Here is a 17,675-nt window from a genome sequence, read left to right on the forward strand (position 1 = left end):
TATCGCCTATTTATGGGGAGTAACCACACTTCATAGGCTCTGCCTTGCCTAAAAACCAAACATACTGCTGCGAATTCAACCATCAAAGATTAACACGCCCTAATTCTTTTTTATTACCCTGCGTAATACTAGCCGAACTTTAACCATCGCCCTTGCTAAATAACTGCGCATGCATTTGCTGTTTAGTTGGGTATAATACTTTCACTTTTTGCATAATAGCGGCCCACAATGAAATACAAAGATTTACGTGATTTTATCGATTTGCTTGAAAAAAAAGGCGAGCTTAAACGTATCACCCAAGAAATCGACCCGTATCTTGAAATGACCGAAATAGCCGACCGTACATTGCGTGCAAAAGGCCCGGCGTTATTATTTGAAAACCCAAAGGGTTACGATATTCCGGTACTTGCTAATTTATTTGGCACCCCGCAACGTGTTGCCATGGGTATGGGTCAAAAAGATGTGAGCGAGCTACGAGAAGTAGGTAAGCTACTCGCCTTCTTAAAAGAGCCTGAACCACCAAAAGGCATTAAAGAAGCGCTAGGCCAATTGCCGGTTTACAAGCAAGTACTTAATATGCCAGCTAAAGAGGTTAAAAAAGCGCCTTGCCAACAAGTTGTTTTACAAGGCGATGATGTAGATTTAACTAAACTACCTATTCAGCACTGTTGGCCTGGAGATGCTGCGCCACTTATTACTTGGGGCTTAACGGTTACTAAAGGGCCGTATAAAAAGCGCCAAAATCTAGGTATTTACCGCCAGCAACTATTAGGTAAAAACAAAATTATTATGCGCTGGTTATCGCATCGCGGTGGCGCGCTTGATTTTCAAGAGTGGTGCAAAGAAAACCCTGGTGAACCTTATCCGGTTTCAGTTGCATTAGGCGCTGATCCTGCCACTATTTTAGGTGCAGTTACACCTGTGCCAGACACATTAAGCGAATATGCGTTTGCAGGCTTATTACGTGGTAGTAAAACAGAAGTAGTTAAGTCTATATCTAACGATTTACAAGTGCCAGCCAGTGCTGAAATAGTACTTGAAGGCTACATAATGCCTGGTGAAATGGCGCCAGAAGGACCGTACGGCGATCACACTGGTTACTACAACGAAGTTGATGACTTTCCTGTAATGACGGTAACTCACTTAACTCACCGTAAAGATCCAATTTATCATAGTACTTTTACTGGCCGCCCACCTGATGAACCTGCAATTTTAGGCGTGGCACTCAACGAAGTGTTCGTGCCTATATTACAAAAACAGTTCCCTGAAATAGTCGACTTTTACTTACCACCGGAAGGGTGTTCGTACCGTATGGCTGTTGTAACTATGAAAAAACAATACCCTGGCCACGCCAAACGCGTAATGATGGGTGTATGGTCGTTTTTACGCCAGTTTATGTATACAAAATTTGTAATTGTATGCGATGACGATGTTAACGCGCGTGATTGGGAAGACGTTATTTGGGCTATTACCACTCGTATGGACCCTGCACGTGACACCACATTAATAGAAAACACCCCTATTGATTATCTCGACTTTGCATCACCGGTATCAGGGCTTGGTTCGAAGATGGGGATGGATGCTACCAATAAATGGCCTGGCGAGACCACTCGAGAATGGGGTGAGCCGATTGTTATGGATAAAGCCACTAGAGATCGTGTAGATGATATTTGGCAAAGCTTAAATATTCTGTAAACGTTTATATGTAAGTACATAACAGGCTATAAAGTAACCCTGCAGATATGCTAGAATCGACATATTCTATTGCGTATCTGCTGTTAAAAGCGCTGCTAAAAGGTAAAAAATGCAAACATTAAAAGCTGAAGTTGTAGCTATCAGCCCACTTACAGAATTTGTACATAAAGTAATTTTAAAGCCTCAACAACCTATTACGTTTGAAGCGGGCCAATACATGCAATTAGTATTAGGTGAAAAAGATAAACGTGCGTTTTCTATTGCTAGCCGCCCTTCACAATGTGACGAAATTGAATTACACATTGGTGCCTCGGGTGCAGACTCATATGCTATGCAATCGCTTGAACATCTTCGTAGTGCCTATGCAGATAATACCCCGGTAGATATTGAAGCAGGCCTTGGTATATCGCAATTACGCCTTCAGTGCGAACGCCCTATTATTTTACTAGCCGGTGGTACTGGTTTCTCTTACGCAAAATCAATGGCTGATCATTTAGCTGAAATTAACTGCGACCGCCCGGTATTATTTTACTGGGGTGTAAAAGAAGAGTCAGCTTTATACGCACATACCGAAATGCAAGCTTGGGCAAACAGTAACGAAAACTTTAAGTTTATTCCAGTTGTAGAAAACCCATCAGCTAATTGGCAAGGCCATACTGGCTACGTACATAAAGCAGTAATGCAAGATATTGTATCCCTTGAACCTTACGACATTTACATGGCGGGTCGCTTTGACATGATAGGCATTGTACGTGATGACTTTATTACTCATGGTGCAGTACGCGAAAACATGTTTGCTGATGCATTTGCTTTTATAAAGTAAATAAAGCACAACACATTAAAAAACAGGCACCTAGAAGGTGCCTTTTTTATTTGTAAATTTTAGATAGTTAATTGGTTAAACCTATCAACCTTATCAATATAAACAATTTCCTAAAAACAAATCTATAAACCATACTTTGTATAGAACATCAGCGGGAGAGACCCAAATGCTAAATACAAAAGTAAAAGACTTTATGCAACGTAAGTTGCCAAACATTACACCCGATACAGAAATGACGAGCGCCATTGCAGAGCTACAAAAATTTAAATTACTTGGCGCCCCTGTATTTGACGAGCACAAATCACTGGTTGGATTTATATCTGAGCAAGAACTACTTAAGCCGCTTACGCAAAGCAGTTATTTTTGTGATGGCGTAGTTAAGGTATCGCAGCTTATGCAAACTAATGTGGTCACCGTTAGTGGCGATACAAATATTATTGAACTAGCTGAGCAAATGAAAACTGGTAAGCCTAAAAATTACCCTGTGGTCGACGGCGTTAAAGTGATAGGCATGATCAGCCGAGCTGATGTACTTAAAGCACTTTACGATAACTACATTAGCTGCCAAACACACTAAATAACAGTTATAAAAATGCCGCTTTAAAGCGGCATTTTTAATATTCTTAAATTAACGTGCACTAACGAGTGCTGAAAGTGCTTTTTTATCACCGTCACTCAAAAATGCGATTTCTAGGGCGTTTGCTTGGGCTTTTTCCATATCAGCTTGCGATAGGCCTGCTTTTGGCGCTGCTACTAAGTATTCATGCTCAATTTCAATTCCTTCAACTGCAGGATCATCGGTGTTAATACACGCTAAAATCCCATGATCTAAAAATTGTTTAAGCGGATGCTTAGTTAAATCGTTTACCGTACTTGTTTGAATATTACTTGTTAAGCACGACTCAATACCAATTCGGTTATCGCGTAAATAATCCATTAATTTAGGATCTTCAATTGCTTTAACACCGTGGCCTATTCTGCTTGCACCTAGCTCATTAATTGCTTGCCAAATACTTGGCGCACCTAGCGCTTCACCCGCGTGTATAGTGGAAGCTAAATAAGCATCGCGAACTTGCTTAAAGTGTTCAATAAAGAGCTCACCCGGAAAACCAATTTCGTCACCCGCTAAATCAACTGCAACTAAATCGTTTTTAAACGCTAAGAGGGCATCAAGTTCATGCTGGCATGTTTTTACGCCATAAGTACGCGATAAAATGCCAATTAAATTAGCTTTTATATTCGCACCTCTTGTTGCTGATTTAATACCGTCAACAACAGCCTCTACAACGCCCTGCGGGTGCAGACCTTGGCTTTGTGCCATGTAGTAAGGGCTAAAACGAAGCTCAACATAATCTAGGCCCTGTGCCTGAGCATCTTCAATGTTTTCAATTGCTATGCGTCTACACGCATCGTAATCACCTAAAACCGTAACGCCCCAATCTAGTTTTTGTAAGAAAGCCATTAAGTTTGGTTCAGGATCAATTACTTGTACGTGAGGAATAAGCGCCTCTACGTTATCGGCTGGTAACTCTATATTAAACTGGCGACCAAGCTCTAATATCGTTTGCGCACGGACATTACCATCTAAGTGGCGATGAATATCTAGCAAAGGTAGTTTTCTATTAATCATAGTAGCAACTCGGTTAGGTTAAATTTGCGCGCATGATACGCAGATACAGTTATTTTTCAAGTCTATACGATTTGCTTTAAGTTTAAGCGGTCATATGTCTGCTTTTTGTGCAAAAAATTACTTAATGAGGTAAATAATGCCAGAGTGTTTTAAAAAGTGTATTTGCATCAATAGGTTTCGTGATGTAACTATCCATCCCACAGGCTAAAGCCTTTTTAACATCATCATCGTGTGCATTTGCAGAAAGGCCAATGATGGGTAAATCTATTAACCCTAGATCATTACGTATTACTGTTGTTGCTTGTAGGCCATCCATTTTAGGCATTTGAATATCCATAATTACTATATCGTAAGTGTTAGCGGTGAGCTTTTCTATGGCTTCAAATCCATCATTAGCAATGTCTGCGTTACACCCTTTTGTTTTTAAAATGGCACTGGCAACATGCTGGTTTAGCGGGTTATCTTCAACTAAAAGCAATTTATAATGTGCAAATGATAACGTACTTACATCAATGTCATTGTATTGCTGCAAAATTTGCTCTGCTTTTGGTAAAGGCGAGCTAAGTGGCAAGCTAAACGTGAACGTTGACCCCTTTCCTTCAAAGCTTACTAAATCAATTTCACCACCCATTAAATGCACCAGTTTACGGCATATACTTAACCCTAAACCCGTACCACCGTATTGACGTGAGGTTGAACTATCAGCTTGTGCAAACGGCTTAAATAATTGCTTTTGCGCTTCGTTGCTAATACCAATACCCGTATCGTTAATACTAAAATAAGTCATTTTTTTAGATTGCCAAATTTTTAACGTGATCTCTCCTTTAGCCGTAAACTTAACTGCGTTATTTAATAAATTTAACAGCACTTGTTTTAAGCGAATAGGATCTGTATTAATCACTAAATTTGTCGATTTATCAAAATCGAGATTTAATTGTATTGATTTAGCATCAGCTTCAAATTGAAGTAAATTAAGCATTTCGTCAGCCAAACTGGCTACATTAATTGGCTCTTGCATTAAATCGAGCTTACCTGCTTCCATTTTCGAAAAATCGAGCACGTCGTTTAAAACCCGTAATAAGACCCCTAATGCGCCATCAGCTTGTTCGATATAGCTTCTTGCTTGTGGCCAGTCATTTTGCTGTAGCGCTAAATAATGTAGCCCTTTAATACCATTAATAGGCGTTCGTACTTCATGGCTCATATTTGCTAAAAAGTGACTTTTAATTTGGCTCGCTTCGTCTGCCTTTTGCTTTTCCAGACGAAGGCTGCGCGTTTGTTTGGCTACTTGTTCACGTATTTGTATATTGGTACCTGTAACTGAGATTAAAAAAGTAATAAGCAACCAAACAAATAACATCCCCACTATTTGGGCCAGCCAGTATACAAACCAAGAGGTTCTTACTATCGGCTCATGCAGCTCTACTTGCCACATACGCTTACCAATCAGTAATTGATATTGCTTAAACAAAGTATAAGAGGCATCTATATCAGCAGCATAAATAGGCAACTTTTTACCCGATACCGTTGTATCAAAAAAGCTCGCTGCAATTGAGTTATTATGATCAAACAATAGCGCTTGAGAAAGCCGCTTAAGGCTAACAACGGCAGCTACAAAGCCTTTAAAGTCATCTTCAGTGGATGAGTCACCAAATACAGGGTATAAAAATAATACACCTTCTTCTGATGTGTTTTGTACTAAGTTAATAGGCTCACTTAACACAAGTTCATTAAGCACTTTAGCTTTAGCAAGTGCTGCGCTGCGTACCTTATTTGACGCTAAATCAAACCCAATAACATCTTCGTTGCCCTCTAAAGGGTATGCATACTTTACCGGAAAGTAATGACTACGAATGCCAACCTCTTGCCATCCACCATCTAAGGCCTTTTCTTTTATATAAATAGGCGCGCCTGATGCTAGATTTTGATTCGCTTCAAACTCGGCTAATTGGCTAGACGATACAAATGGCACCCATTCAAATGCTAATATTTCTTGGCTGTAAGTTAGTTGCTTTGAAGTAAACTGCTTAAACTCTTTAAAATTCACGTCGTCGCTACTAGCAAAATAAGTCGCTAATAACCCTAAATGAGAAGTCACTCCATCTAACTTTTGACTAATTGCATTTTGTACTGCAAGTATTTTAGTTTCTTGTTTTTGAATGTCTTTTTCTTTTTTTACACTTGCTGCGCCATAAAAACTAACGCTAATAAGCGTATATATTAATAGTGAAGGCAAAATCACCTGTAGACGGTGACGTACCTGCGTGTAATTAAACGCAGCTAGCATTAAAGGGGTAAATATTAAAACGCCAATACTGTCGCCAATCCACCACGCTATAAAATTATCAAAAATAGCATCTGTTGGTATTACGTTATTTAGTGCTAATAAACTTGTACCAACACCTGCTGCAATAATGCAGCACAGCGGCCCGGCTATTACTAAGCTTTGAACACTGCGTTTTAATGAAGATAGATCCAGGGGGGCTTTTATTACATTAACAATAATTTTGCAGCCAATCCAAGCCTGCAAAACAGAAGCTAAAGTGACGTAAATAGCCTGTAAAAAAACACGAGAATTGAGAATATCTACAGCGTTATCAAGGTGAATTAAGTTAGTACAAAAAGCCCCAATAATAAGCCCAATAAAAGACTTTCGACCCCAAATTAAAAAGCTAGCTAATGCAATACCTGAAGGCGGCCAAGAGGCGACCGCATAACCATCAACAGAAAGAAGTGAGTTACTAAAATACCCAGTGAAAAAATAAGCACAGGCCAAGCTTAGGGTTAATATTAAAAGTTTTCTCAATACTTGGCTCCAATATCATAAAAATCAATTGCTAATAGTGTAGACCTTTATTGATATAAAACGAGCGCCTTTTCTGCTTGTGCACTATTTTTATAACTTAAAACAGCTTGTTCAAAAAACTGCTTTTTATTATCGCTATTCAGGGCTTTATCAAATATTCGCGCAGCTAAATCATAATCACCTTGGGCATTAGCAAGACACGCTAATGCTAATAATAAAGCGTTGTTCGAGTCATCCTTTTTGAGGCGATCTTGAATAGTTGTTTGTAACTTAACAGCATCGGCAGCAGTGGTTTTACTTAATATATTAGCGAGCAATAAGTGCTGCTCATTATGTTTAACCATTTTAATTAAGTCGCTTTCAATCACACTTAATTGACCAGCTTTTGCCATTTGTATTAAATATGCATTGTGAGCATGAGCCTGTAGCTTTTTAGGTAACTGTTTGTACTTTTCGGTGAGTTTGTCATCATCGAGCGCACTAAAATAAGCATTAAATAATTGTGTCCACTGCGCCTCATTAAGTGCTTTTTTACGAAGTAAACGCGGTAAAAAGTCTTCAAGGGCTGTAAAATGCTGTTGCTGGACAAGTACTTCGGCATAAAGTTTAAGCTCCAGAGATGTTGCTTTTTTAGCTTCGGCACTGGTACGCATTTGCGATTCAATCGCGCTACTATCACCACTTGCAAGCCACAGTTTTGCAACTTTCAGTTGGTTTTCTGGGCTTATTTCAAATAATCGCTCTAGTGCTTTATCTGCTTGGTTGTTAGTGAGCGCTGCTTTTGCAAGTAATGCTAAGCGAATATCCTCAAATTTACTTGGCACGCTATTACCAGACAATGCCTGCTCCACATGTTCGTAATCATCGTTAATAGCACTCCAAAGAGCTTGCTCTATGGCAGCGTGCTTGCGCTCTTGGCTACGCGCAAAAAAACCATGTTTAGTATTATGATAAATCGATAATAAATAGCGTACTAACTTATAAGTTAAGTACAACACAGCTGCTGTAATCGCCGCCATAATACAAAACGACACTATAGTGCCTTCAATCGTTGTATTGTTAAACGAAATCAGTACATAACCTTTTTCATCTAATACAAACGGAGTTACCGCCAGTACCACAACAATAGCTACAATTAATATAATTATCCCTATCATTGCGCCCACTCCTTAACCTTTTGTGTACTTTTTAACGTTACTTTAGGGCTAAAGTTTAGTTGCTCTTTTTCAAGATTTGCTAATGCCTTAAGTACCGCTTTAGTAGCGTCATCATCTTGCTTAAAGTACTCAGTGACCAAACGCTTAGCTTCACCTAGGGCATTAAAATAAATACTCGCTTGCTTACTCATAAGCGCATCTTGTGCTTGAGTTAAATTGAGTTTAATACGCTGGTTAATTAAATGACGCTCTTGATCTGTTAGTAGTGGTTCAATTGCTGTGCCTTCGTGATGGCGAATAGTAATAAAACTATCAACTATTTTATTCCAGCTATTGCTTAAGTTTTGTTGCCAATCGCTTATATCTTCACTTAATACATTTTTGTCAACTTCAGTTGTGTCTGAAGGCACATTGACTGCGTTAAAAGCTAGATCATCAACACTCGTTAACACACTGCTTAGCTGCAAATAAATAGCTTCTGTTGCTATTGGTTTTAAGCTGTCGAGCATTTGTATGTCTTGCATAATGGCTTGGCGAACTTCAACAGTACCTGGATGCTCACTTAGTAATGCATCTAAACGCTTAAGTACAGCACGTGTACCTTGGTAGTCTTTTTCAGCCCACAACTTAAACTCTGCCATGCGTTGTAAGCTGGTTACTTCTTGCGGATTAAGCGAGGCCCCTTGTTGTTGAGCTTGCTGAAGGGCTGCTTTTAATTGCTGCTGATTGTTTGCAGCACTTTCGCTTAGTGCTGTTGTTATCTTTTGCTCACTATTAAATAGCGCTTGCTGCAAGTTAGATTGTGCAGATTTAAGCGCTTGTAACTCTTGAGCAAGTAGCTTATTTTGCTCATTAAGCTCGTTAACCGCTATATTTTGAGCCTTACCTGCATTTAGCTTTTGGTAAAACTCATAACCCACACCACTTGCTACAATAAGAGAAATAATAAGTGCGAGAACCGCTACTTTACTAATTTTTTGCTTAGTATTATTAGACTTATTAGCTGTATTTACAGGATCTTTTTTACTTGAAGGCACTGCTGCTTTAGCTGGATTTTTATTATCTGCCGTTACTGGCTTTGACTGTTCGCTCATGTTGCTACCTTGCTGTTTAATACAGGAAAACATAGCGTCATCGCTTGCCCCTGCTGCAATGTGTATATTAGCCGAACTTACCTGTTGCTGCTGTAAATAAGCGGCAATACGCTCGCTAGCAACATAAAATCGGCACTGTTGTAACCACTGTAATTGTTCTTGAATTAGGTTATTAAATATTGCATCTACTGCTGCATTACTTGTAATGACTATACCTTGTACTTTCAGGCTTTGCCAGTGGTCTGTCCAGTTGGTTTTTTCAGCGGCTATTGCCTCACGCTTATACACCACACAATTATTTAAAAAAGCGCCGCGCTCTTTAAGTGTTTTTGCAATATCGGGGCGCCCTGCCTGGCCTTTTACTAACACAATATTGCTGCCATCAACTTCCGCTAACGATTTAAGTGCTAATAGACCTTCTGAATCATATTGCTTAGGTACGGCAGCCCGAACACCAAACTGCTCATAAATAGTATCGGCAGTTTGTTGGCCAATGGCATAAAATTGCGCTTTAGTATTAATATTTGGTTTTAACTGGGCGAGTGCTGTTACTGCATCTTGAGATATAAATATTATTTTATCTGCATTTAACAGAGGGCTCAGCTCGGTACTTGAGGGCGTTAAATGGGTAATTTTTAAAACAGGAAATAGCGACGCCTGATAACCCGCTTCCTCAAGTTGCTGAGCAAGGGCTGCGCCTTTTCCTTCGGGCCGAGTTATCAGGATATGTGTCATTTATGCGTCTCTATAAACTTCAGCTAATATTTTATCTGCACCTTGAGCTAGTAGCTTTTTAGCAAGCTCAACACCAATTTTTTCTGCATCATTAATATGGCCAGTAACTTCATCGTGTAAAATTTCGCTGCCATCAACGGCGCCAACTAAACCACGTAAATGCACTTGCTCGCCATCAACTAATGCATAAGCGCCTATTGGCACTTGGCAGCCGCCTTCTAAATGACGGTTCATGGCACGTTCTGCATTTACACGAATACGTGTTTGCGTATGCTCAAGCGGTGCAAGCAACGCTTTTGTTACTTCATCATCAATACGACATTCAATACCTACAGCACCTTGGCCATTTGCAGGCAACGATACTTCTGGTTCAATGTAATCAGCAATACGCTCGCCCATTTCTAAACGAATAAGCCCTGCAGCCGCTAAAATAATAGCATCATATTGGCCGTCATCTAATTTAGCCAAACGTGTATTCACGTTACCGCGCAAATCACGAATTTCTAAATCTGGGCGAAGCGCTCTTACTTGGCACTGACGACGTAAACTCGAAGTTCCTACAATAGCACCTTTTGGCAACTCGCTTAAATTAGCAAAGTTATTTGAAACAAATGCATCGCGTGGATCTTCTCGCTCACAAATAGTGTGCAGCGCTAAGCCTTCAGGAAACTCTACTGGCACATCTTTCATAGAATGTACGGCAATATCGGCACGTCCATCTAACATAGCTTGTTCAAGCTCTTTAACAAATAAGCCTTTACCGCCAATTTTAGCAAGTGGTGTATCTAAAATAATATCCCCTTGGGTTGACATAGGGACTAATTCTACGCGCACATCACTATGAAAATGCTCAAGTTGTGCTTTAACAAATTCAGCCTGCCAAAGCGCTAAAGCGCTTTTACGAGTGGCTATGCGTACTAGTTTTGTTTTTTCTGTCATAGGGGTATCCAATTAGTTACTGCTGAATAGCTAAGCTTAGTCAGCTAAAATTCTAAATTCTTTTTGAGCAATTAAATTACTTTGCTCATCAACAACATCAACACGCCAGTGGCCTGTTTGTGTGTCCATAATATTTTTTGTAGAGTACGTTCTGTAACGAGGCGAAGTAACATTAAGCGTAATTTCAGCCATGGTTTCACCCTCATAAGACCAAACATGCTTAACTTGTTGGCCTTGTAAGTTTTTAAGCTCACTAAAAAACGATAAACCTTCATCAAACTGGCTTAACCTTATATCGGCAGCAAATACATTTGTAGGCTCACGTTTACTTACTTTACGAGTCAGTACTGCACGGCTAATTTTACCTGTATCAATTTGCGCCCCTAAGGCTACACTCGCTACATGTGCATCAGCAGAAAACCCTTCAGTACCTGTTAAAGCACCATCATCACTGTCTAATTCGACCAGTAAATCGCCAGCACTTGCTGCTTGCACCGTACTTTGCAGCTCTTCATTTTCAGGTTTTTGTTGTACTTCATTATCAAGTTCAGAGTTTAACGCTGTATTAATGCTATCGTTTTGCTGTGCATTATTACTTACCGCTAACGTATTCTTATCATCTACAAAATCGGTATCCTCAGAAGCCTCAAGTTCAGGCGCTTCATTTTGCAAACTCTGTGAGACTAACAGCGGATCAATACTCGCTTGGGTAATGTCATCAGGCTCATCAAATAAATCTCTTTGTTGTGCTTCACTATTTATGTTTGCCTCATCATCGCTTTCACTATTTTGCGGACTGTCATCAAAGCTTAAAAATTGCTCTTGCTCGTTAGCGTGCTCACCTTGCTCGGCATTTACCGATGCAGTTAGCCCATATACCACAGCAGCAGAGGTCATTGCTACCAACATAGAAATACTCACAATACGACGCCAGTGCCACTCATAACTAACCGTAGGTACAGTATTTTGTGGTTCGCGTTTAACATTTGCTTTAATTACTATTTTTTGACTCATATTGACCTCAGCGGCTCCAAAATTAGCTTAAACGGGCAATTAACCATTGGCGAATAGCTTGCAGTTCTTCTGCGCAAACCTGATGAGCCATTGGGTAATCTTGCCAGCTTACATCCATGTTATGTGCTGTTAATACTTCATACGCACTTCTTCCCGCACTATGCGGCACTACGTTATCTTGGCTACCATGCGCCATAAAAACATTTAAATCTGTATGTTTTGCTTCGTCTGTAAATTTTTGTGGCACACACATATAAGTAGAAAGCGCTATAACGCCACCAAGCTTATGCTCAAAACGTGGCGCTAAATGTAGCGACACTACGCCACCTTGTGAAAAACCAGCCAAAATAATTTTGTTAGCAGGTATACCACTTTCAATTTCTTGATTAATAAGAGCTTGAACTTTGTCAGCTGAATCTCTTACGCCTTGTTCATCGGCACGCTTATCTAATTCTATAGATTTAATATCGTACCAAGAGCGCATTTCCATACCACCATTTATGGTGACCGGTTGCACTGGCGCATGCGGAAATACAAATCGTATACCCAACTCACTGGGTAAATTAAGCTGCGGTGCTACAGGTGCAAAACCATCACCCGAATCACCTAGCCCATGTAACCAAATTACCGTTGCTTTGTGTTCTGATTGCGCCGGGTATTCTACAAATTCTAAACTCATAGTGATGATTGCCACTTAATTTCTTGGCCTGCTTGGCGAGTAGATGCTTGGTTCATAAATTCCCAAAACTCAGCGCCAGAACGGTTATCAATCCATTGACCATCACGCATTTCAAAGTGGTGGCCATTAAATTTAGTTGCCACCCATACTTGATGCAAAGGCGCTTGTTTATTAATTACAATTTTACTTTTATCAGCAAATATAATTTCTAAAATACCTTGTGCCGACTCATAGTCTAAATCAGCATCGCAATCATCAACTTGCTCTTCAATTGTGAACATAAGAGCTTCGGCTAATTGGTGATATTCGTGTTCAGTCATTGTAATTTTCCTTTGCAGGCGAGCCGCCTAATATTGGGTACATTTTAGCTTAAAATTAGCTTTAAAAGTGTGCAGCTAGTGTAACAGGAATAAAATCATCCGCGAATAGCTGCATTTTTTAGATATTCTGTTACTCTGCGATTATAAAGCCAGCAACCATATTAATCTAATGAAAGCGACACATACCTTACAATTAAAAAAACTATTAATAAGCACTGTACTGCTAAGCGCATTAGCTGGTTGCGGACAAAGTGGCCCTCTTTATTTACCAGAACAAGAAGTTGATCAAAACCAACCTCAAGAAACTGTTGAACCAGTAACTGCTTCAGAGCAAAACAACACACAACAAAGTCAGGAGCAATAAATGGATTATTTTAACTACCAAAACAACCAATTATTTGCCGAAGACGTAAGTGTGGCCGCTATTGCTCAGCAATATGGTACACCTTGTTATGTGTATTCACGCGCGACCTTTGAACGTCATTATTTAGCCTTTGCTAATGCCACTAAAAACCATAAAAGCTTGGTTTGCTATGCCGTTAAAGCAAATTCTAACATTGCAGTATTAAATATTTTAGCGCGCCTTGGCTCAGGTTTTGACATTGTGTCAAAAGGCGAGCTTGCGCGTGTAATAAAAGCCGGTGGCGATGCTAATAAAGTGGTTTTTTCGGGTGTGGCTAAAACCGCTGACGAAATAGCGTACGCACTAAAACTAGGCATTAAATGTTTTAACGTTGAGTCGGCCTCTGAGCTTGAGCGTATTTCTGAAGTAGCTTGCGAGTTAAATTTAGAAGCACCTATTTCTATTCGTGTTAATCCCGATATAGACGCAAAAACGCATCCGTATATTTCTACTGGTTTAAAAGAAAATAAATTTGGTATTGATATTCAAACTGCAGTGAGTGTTTATCAACATGCAGCGTCTTTACCGGGTTTAAAAATTACCGGTGTTGACTGCCATATAGGTTCGCAACTAACAGAAGTAAGACCCTTTTTAGAAGCGTTAGATAAATTAATGGCGCTAATTGATGAGCTAAAAACATGCGGTATTGAGCTTACGCATTTAGATATTGGTGGTGGTTTAGGTGTGCCGTATAACAACGAGCAACCGCCACACCCAAGTGAATATGCTGCACAAGTAACTGAGCGTTTAGCTAATTACAAACATCTTGAGCTTATTTTTGAGCCAGGGCGTGCTATTGCAGCCAATGCCGGCATTTTAGTAACCCAAGTTGAATTTATTAAGCAAAACCAAGATAAATTTTTTGCCATTGTAGATGCGGGTATGAACGACATGCTGCGCCCTTCGCTTTATCAAGCATGGCAAAAAATTATTCCGGTATCGGTGCGAAACGACGACACCCCAACACATAATTTCGATATTGTTGGCCCAGTATGTGAAACCGGTGACTTTTTAGGTAAAGACCGCGAACTTGCACTTAAGCAAGGCGATTTACTAGCTCAGCGTAGTGCAGGCGCATATGGCTTTACTATGAGCTCAAATTATAACTCTCGCCCACGTGTTGCAGAAATAATGGTAGACGGACAGCAGCACCACCTTATTCGCCAACGCGAAACGATAGAAAGCCTTTATCAAGGTGAGAAAATTTTACCATAAACGTTTTTGCCAACTCGCTGCTCTGTGGCATGATTGGCACAGAGCAAAACCGAATTAGAGCGCTATGTTAGTTAATTTTTCCAAAATGCACGGCTTAGGCAACGACTTTGTTGTAATTGATAACATTACACAAAATGTGTTTTTGTCACGAGATCAAATAAAAAAACTGGCTGATCGCCACTTTGGCATTGGTTTTGACCAATTGCTAATGGTAGAAGCGCCATACTCACCCGATCTCGACTTTCATTATCGTATATTTAATGCCGATGGCACCGAAGTAGAGCAATGCGGAAATGGCGCACGCTGTTTTGCCCGTTTTGTGCGTATGAAAGGCTTAACCAACAAACATAAAATTAGCGTATCGACTAAATCGGGCAACTTAACGCTATACATAGAAAAAGATGGCCAAGTTACCGTAAACATGGGCCATCCTAACTTTGAGCCGGCCAAAATACCGCTCAAAGCCAGCAAGCGTGAACTTACCTATATTATAAGAGCACAAGAGCACACTGTATTTAGTGGCGCGGTGTCTATGGGTAACCCGCACTGCGTATTAGAAGTTGACGACATAACGACCGCACAAGTTGATGTACTTGGCCCACTGCTGGAAAACCACGAACGTTTTCCAAATCGTGCCAATATCGGCTTTATGCAAGTAGTATCGCAAGATCATATAAAACTCAGAGTATGGGAGCGCGGCGTTAGCGAAACCCTTGCTTGTGGTACTGGCGCATGTGCAGCTATGGTTATTGGCCATATTCAAAGCAAACTTAACACCACGGTACAAGTTGATTTACCAGGCGGTACATTGCAAGTACGCTGGAGCGGCGAAGGCCACCCTGTACGCATGACTGGCCCAGCCGAGCATGTATTTGATGGGCAAGTAGCATTATGAGCGAGCTAACTAAAGAGCAAGTTGCTGAGTATTTAACTCATCATCCTGATTTTTTAATTGAGCAACCACACTTACTTGCAAAGCTTGAGCTTCAACAAAAAGAGCAAGGTGCTACTTCACTGGTGCATATACAGCAGCGCCAGCTACGTGAGCACAATACACTGTTAAAAAATCAAATAGAGAGCATGAGTAAACATGCAAAACAAAACGAGCTTGTATATAGATTATTTAGCCAGTGCCATAGCCAGCTTTGGAGCAATTACGACTTCAATACACTTGCCAGTAACTTAACCAATATAATTTGTACAAGTCCTAATATAAGTGACTGTAAGTTAATTAAATACACAGCGCAGTATAACGACCTTATTGATCATCGCCTTACACATTCTACGTATTATTTAGGGCGTATTAATCAACAAGAATGCGAGCTATTATTTAGCGATAAAACCCAATCGGCAGCTATCTATTTAATTGGTGATAGCAAAAAGCCAGTGGCTATTTTAGCCTTTGGTAGTAACGATGCTAACCACTTTGAACCCGCACAAGACAACCTCTTTGTACTGGACTTTGTACGTGCCCTACAGCTAAGGCTGTTGGAACTTGCATGAACGAAAACCCCACGCCAAATATTAGCGATTTAAGCGATAACTGGCGTACGCCTATTACTTTATTTAGCGAATATTTAAAATACGAAAGGCAGTATTCAGCGCACACTGTAAATCAGTATGTAAGCCAACTTGGCTTTGCAGCGCTTTATTTTAGTAAATTATGTGATGACTGGTTTGGCGTACAAGGCGAGCATATTCGTCGCTACAGTATGGCGCTTCGTTCAAAGCAATTAAGCGGGCGAACAATTAGTTTAAAATTAAGCTGTATTCGTAGTTTGTATAAATTTTTGAAAGCCAAAAATATTGCACAGCAATCTCATTACCATAACCCTGCACAAGGGATTAAAGGGCCTAAGTTTTCAAAGCCACTTCCAAAAAACCTCGATGTAGATCAAATGGCAAGCTTGCTAGAAATAAACGACGACGACCCATTAGCTATAAGAGATAAAGCCATGATGGAACTAATGTATTCTTCTGGGCTTCGCATTAGTGAGTTAGTTGGCGCTAACATGCAAGACATAAACACTAAAAACGGAGAGATTTTAGTGCGTGGTAAAGGCAACAAAGAGCGCTTAATTCCGGTTGGCAAAAAAGCATTAAGTGCCCTGCAAAGTTGGCTGACTATACGCGGCCAATTTGCAAAACCCGATGAAATAGCCGTGTTTTTAAGTAGTAAAAAAAACCGTATTTCGGTGCGTCAGGTTCGCCTTCGTATGCAAGAGTGGGGAATAAAACAAGGTATTAGCTCGCAGGTTCATCCACATAAATTACGCCATTCATTCGCTTCTCATATTTTAGAATCCTCTGGCGATTTACGTGCTGTACAAGAGCTATTAGGGCACAGTAGTTTGTCGGCTACACAAGTGTATACGCATTTAGATTTTCAGCATTTAGCCAAGGTGTACGACAACACCCATCCTCGCGCTAAAAAACAAACCGATTAGGAAAATAACTATGATCCGATTTAATCGTGCTCTTCGCCCTTTTTCTGTTATGAGCTTTGATTTAGACGACACGCTGTACAACAACCATCCAATAATAAAAGCGGCGGTTAAAGCGCAGCAAGATTACTTAAGTGCACTGCCGAGCTACCTAGAGCAAGGCCCTAAATATTGGCAGCAATGTCGTAACGAAGCAGTATTACAATCACCTGAGCTTGCCGATAACGTGACCAAATGGCGCCAACATACACTGCGTTTAGCGCTTTCTAAATTAAACTTAAACGCCGATGATGTAGAGCACCATGCAAATGCAGCGTATAACGCTTTTGCTGACGCACGTAGCAAAATAGTCGTCAGTGACGACGTACTAAAACTACTTGATAATTTAGCTCAGCATTTTACGCTTGTTGCCATCACTAATGGTAATGTGGAAATAGAACGCTTTAATTTACACAATAAATTTTCGCTCGTGTTACAAGCGGGCATGCACGGTAAAGCAAAGCCTCATAAAACATTATTTGATAAAGCCGCGGCGCATTTAGATATTCCTAAAAGTGAAATTTTACACATTGGCGATAGCCTTGATACAGACGTACAAGGTGCTAATAATGCGGGCTGCCAATCGGTATGGCTAAACGATCAAGGCGCTAACTATGCCTATAAAGGACTTGCCGATGTTGAAATAGCGAATATTCATGCCTTAGCACATTTTATTAAATAA

At 40.2% G+C, this 17,675-nt stretch carries 17 protein-coding genes; 9 read left to right on the top strand and 8 right to left on the bottom strand.

What is annotated here, in order from left to right; all coding sequences use genetic code 11:
* Nucleotides 1-228: 228 nt before the first annotated feature.
* From ubiD to CWC11_RS15200, 3 genes are all read left to right on the top strand, one after another.
* Nucleotides 229-1,695, top strand: coding sequence for a 4-hydroxy-3-polyprenylbenzoate decarboxylase (gene ubiD, locus CWC11_RS15190; RefSeq protein ID WP_138683378.1), 1,467 nt, complete (start codon nucleotides 229-231; stop codon nucleotides 1,693-1,695).
* A gap of 109 nt (nucleotides 1,696-1,804) precedes the next feature.
* A complete protein-coding gene (gene fre / locus CWC11_RS15195) occupies nucleotides 1,805-2,518 on the top strand; it encodes an NAD(P)H-flavin reductase (protein ID WP_138683379.1) in 714 nt (237 codons plus the stop codon).
* Nucleotides 2,519-2,684: 166 nt separating this feature from the next.
* Nucleotides 2,685-3,095, top strand: a complete 411-nt coding sequence (locus CWC11_RS15200) for a CBS domain-containing protein (protein WP_138683380.1) — start codon at nucleotides 2,685-2,687, stop codon at nucleotides 3,093-3,095.
* Nucleotides 3,096-3,146: 51 nt separating this feature from the next.
* On the opposite strand, the gene add is transcribed toward CWC11_RS15200, so the two are convergent.
* From add to cyaY, 8 genes are all read right to left on the bottom strand, one after another.
* Nucleotides 3,147-4,148 (bottom strand): adenosine deaminase, encoded by a 1,002-nt coding sequence (gene add / locus CWC11_RS15205; protein ID WP_138683381.1) that lies wholly within the window; start codon nucleotides 4,146-4,148, stop codon nucleotides 3,147-3,149.
* A gap of 121 nt (nucleotides 4,149-4,269) precedes the next feature.
* A complete protein-coding gene (locus tag CWC11_RS15210; protein ID WP_138683382.1) occupies nucleotides 4,270-6,954 on the bottom strand; it encodes a CHASE domain-containing protein in 2,685 nt (894 codons plus the stop codon).
* Nucleotides 6,955-7,001: 47 nt separating this feature from the next.
* On the bottom strand, nucleotides 7,002-8,111 hold the full coding sequence (locus tag CWC11_RS15215) for a heme biosynthesis HemY N-terminal domain-containing protein (RefSeq protein WP_138683383.1): 1,110 nt from the start codon (nucleotides 8,109-8,111) through the stop codon (nucleotides 7,002-7,004).
* Nucleotides 8,108-9,940, bottom strand: coding sequence for a uroporphyrinogen-III synthase (locus tag CWC11_RS15220; protein ID WP_138683384.1), 1,833 nt, complete (start codon nucleotides 9,938-9,940; stop codon nucleotides 8,108-8,110). Before CWC11_RS15220 ends, CWC11_RS15215 begins: the two co-directional genes overlap by 4 nt.
* Nucleotides 9,941-10,879 (bottom strand): hydroxymethylbilane synthase, encoded by a 939-nt coding sequence (gene hemC / locus CWC11_RS15225; RefSeq protein ID WP_138683385.1) that lies wholly within the window; start codon nucleotides 10,877-10,879, stop codon nucleotides 9,941-9,943.
* Between the two features lie 36 nt (nucleotides 10,880-10,915).
* The gene (locus CWC11_RS15230; RefSeq protein ID WP_138683386.1) at nucleotides 10,916-11,893 is read right to left on the bottom strand and encodes a DUF2914 domain-containing protein; all 978 of its coding nucleotides are present in this window, start codon (nucleotides 11,891-11,893) and stop codon (nucleotides 10,916-10,918) included.
* A 22-nt stretch (nucleotides 11,894-11,915) separates the two neighbouring features.
* On the bottom strand, nucleotides 11,916-12,572 hold the full coding sequence (locus CWC11_RS15235; RefSeq protein ID WP_138683387.1) for an alpha/beta hydrolase: 657 nt from the start codon (nucleotides 12,570-12,572) through the stop codon (nucleotides 11,916-11,918).
* Nucleotides 12,569-12,892, bottom strand: coding sequence for an iron donor protein CyaY (cyaY, locus tag CWC11_RS15240; RefSeq protein WP_138683388.1), 324 nt, complete (start codon nucleotides 12,890-12,892; stop codon nucleotides 12,569-12,571). The genes CWC11_RS15235 and cyaY overlap by 4 nt, the downstream gene beginning before the upstream one ends.
* 169 nt (nucleotides 12,893-13,061) lie before the next feature.
* On the opposite strand from cyaY, the gene lptM reads away from it, so the two are divergent.
* The 6 genes from lptM (at nucleotide 13,062) to CWC11_RS15270 (ending at nucleotide 17,675) form a co-directional block, all read left to right on the top strand.
* Nucleotides 13,062-13,256, top strand: coding sequence for an LPS translocon maturation chaperone LptM (lptM, locus tag CWC11_RS15245; RefSeq protein WP_058547702.1), 195 nt, complete (start codon nucleotides 13,062-13,064; stop codon nucleotides 13,254-13,256).
* The gene (gene lysA / locus CWC11_RS15250; RefSeq protein ID WP_138683389.1) at nucleotides 13,257-14,510 is read left to right on the top strand and encodes a diaminopimelate decarboxylase; all 1,254 of its coding nucleotides are present in this window, start codon (nucleotides 13,257-13,259) and stop codon (nucleotides 14,508-14,510) included.
* A 64-nt stretch (nucleotides 14,511-14,574) separates the two neighbouring features.
* Nucleotides 14,575-15,405 (top strand): diaminopimelate epimerase, encoded by an 831-nt coding sequence (gene dapF / locus CWC11_RS15255; protein WP_058547704.1) that lies wholly within the window; start codon nucleotides 14,575-14,577, stop codon nucleotides 15,403-15,405.
* On the top strand, nucleotides 15,402-16,013 hold the full coding sequence (locus CWC11_RS15260; protein WP_138683390.1) for a DUF484 family protein: 612 nt from the start codon (nucleotides 15,402-15,404) through the stop codon (nucleotides 16,011-16,013). Before dapF ends, CWC11_RS15260 begins: the two co-directional genes overlap by 4 nt.
* On the top strand, nucleotides 16,010-16,957 hold the full coding sequence (locus CWC11_RS15265; RefSeq protein WP_138683391.1) for a tyrosine recombinase XerC: 948 nt from the start codon (nucleotides 16,010-16,012) through the stop codon (nucleotides 16,955-16,957). The genes CWC11_RS15260 and CWC11_RS15265 overlap by 4 nt, the downstream gene beginning before the upstream one ends.
* 10 nt (nucleotides 16,958-16,967) lie before the next feature.
* Nucleotides 16,968-17,675 carry an HAD-IA family hydrolase gene (locus CWC11_RS15270; protein WP_138683392.1) on the top strand — a complete coding sequence of 236 codons (708 nt, stop codon included), beginning with the start codon at nucleotides 16,968-16,970 and terminating at the stop codon, nucleotides 17,673-17,675.

This window comes from Pseudoalteromonas sp. S3178 (assembly GCF_005886985.1).
GTDB lineage: Bacteria > Pseudomonadota > Gammaproteobacteria > Enterobacterales > Alteromonadaceae > Pseudoalteromonas > Pseudoalteromonas carrageenovora.